This window comes from Hymenobacter saemangeumensis (assembly GCF_039541835.1).
Taxonomy (GTDB): Bacteria; Bacteroidota; Bacteroidia; order Cytophagales; family Hymenobacteraceae; genus Hymenobacter; species Hymenobacter saemangeumensis.
On record NZ_BAABGZ010000045.1, the window covers coordinates 1 to 1710 of the forward strand.

2 protein-coding genes are annotated in these 1710 nt (G+C 64.7%); both read right to left on the bottom strand.

Annotation, left to right across the window (positions count from 1 at the left end; translation table 11 throughout):
- Nucleotides 1-1295, bottom strand: a 1295-nt coding sequence (locus ABD919_RS13915) for a tetratricopeptide repeat protein (protein WP_345236624.1), incomplete at its 3' end; no start/stop codon positions are given.
- 140 nt (nt 1296-1435) lie between these two features.
- Nucleotides 1436-1710 (bottom strand): sensor histidine kinase (locus tag ABD919_RS13920; protein ID WP_345236625.1); only part of this gene is annotated, 275 nt, incomplete at its 5' end.

Consider the following 1710-nt stretch of genomic DNA (forward strand, 5'->3'; position numbering starts at 1 on the left):
ATGTGGGCCAGGTAGCGCTCCTGCTGCTCGGGGCCGTACACGCCCTGGCTCAGCAGCTCGCTCTGCAGGCTGATTTGCGTCAACAGCGAGCCCACGTCGTCGTGCAGGTCCGCCGCTATCTGACGGCGTAGCGACTGCTCCCGCGCCCGCTGCCTCCGGCGGTACTGCTGGGCAAGGAAAAAACCCGTCCCTCCGATGGCGAGGACGGCGGAAAGCAACAGCAGGCGGGTGCGGGTGCGGCGCTGCTCGGCTTCCAGGCCGGCAATGCGCTGGCGCTGCTCCAGCACCTGAATGCGCACCTGCTGCCCGGCGCGGTCGAAGCGGGCCTGGGCCTCGGCCACGGCTGCGGTGCGCTCCTGGCTGAGCAGGGTATCGCGCAGGCTCAGGAACTTCTGGAGGGTATCGAAGGCCCCGGGCAGCTTAAGCTGCTGCATGGCCAGGGCCAGCACGTGCAGGTCGTCGGCTACGGCACGCTGCTCTCCCAGCTGGCGGTTCAGCTCCAGGGCCTGCCGTATATACTGCAGTGCCGCAGCGGGCTTGTGGTTATTCAGGCTGGCTTCGGCCAGGCGGGCCAGCACCGCGGCTTCGGTAGAAACGGTATGCGAAGTGCGGGCCAGGCGCAGGGCTTCGTGCCAGGTTGCTACGGCCGAATCGGCCCGGTGCAGGTCAGACTGAATCACTCCCAGCAGGTTGAGCAGCTTGGCTTGCATGCTCGGCTCGGCGTTGGCATTGCGGGCCATGGCCAGGGCCTGCCGCACCACCGGCGAAGCCAGGGGAGCCTGCTCCTTGTCGAGGTAGCCGTTGGCGATGTTGTGCATCACCAGCAGCAGGCCGCGCATATTGGGCGGCTCGCAGGCCAGGTACGCCTCCCGGGCCTGCTGGTAATACTTCATGGCATTGTCATCGTTATCGAAAGAGCGCGCTACGCTGCCCAGGCCCAGGTAGGCATGGCCAATAAACAGCCGGTTCCTGGCTCGTTGGGCCGCCCGCAGCGAAGCCTCGAATGCAGTCTGCGCGGCGGGGTAGTCGCCGGCATAGAAAATAGCCGCGGCTAAGTTGTTGCGGGCGTGGGCCTCGCCCTGTACAAAGCCAATTCGCCGGGCCAGGGCCACGGCTTTCTCTCCGTAGGTGCGGGCACTGTCCAGGTCGAGCTGCATCAGGTAGCGGCAGGCCACCGAGCCCAGGCGCACGCGCACGGTATCAGGCAGGCCGCGGCGGTACACCAGCGTGCGCAGCGAATCAAACTCCCGCACATTCTCAGCCTCCGTCTGGGCTTGCACAGTCGGGCTAAGCATTACCAGCAGCAGAGTCAGCCCAAGGGCCAACCTCACTCTCCCGTTGCGTTTGCGGCCCATATCCTGGGATATATTAGTGAACACAAGGCAAAATAAGCCCATTTTTAGTTGCTACATTTAACTCCCTGCCTTCTTTACGCTTATAAGGGTAGCAGCGCCGCGATGCCAAATCCAGCTCCCTGGTAGTCGTAGGCCACGCTGCCGCCCACGGCGCGGGCTCGGTCCTGCATGTTGCGCAAGCCATTGCCGCCCAATCCTTTTGATGCCAGCGACTCCCGCACGCTGCCCCCGTTGTCGCGCACTTCCAGGCGCAGCTTTTGCCCGTTCCGGGCCAGCCGGATGCAGACTTCGGTGGCGCCTTTGGCGTGCTTGACGGCGTTGTGCAGGGCTTCCTTGTAGATGAGGTAAAGCGCCT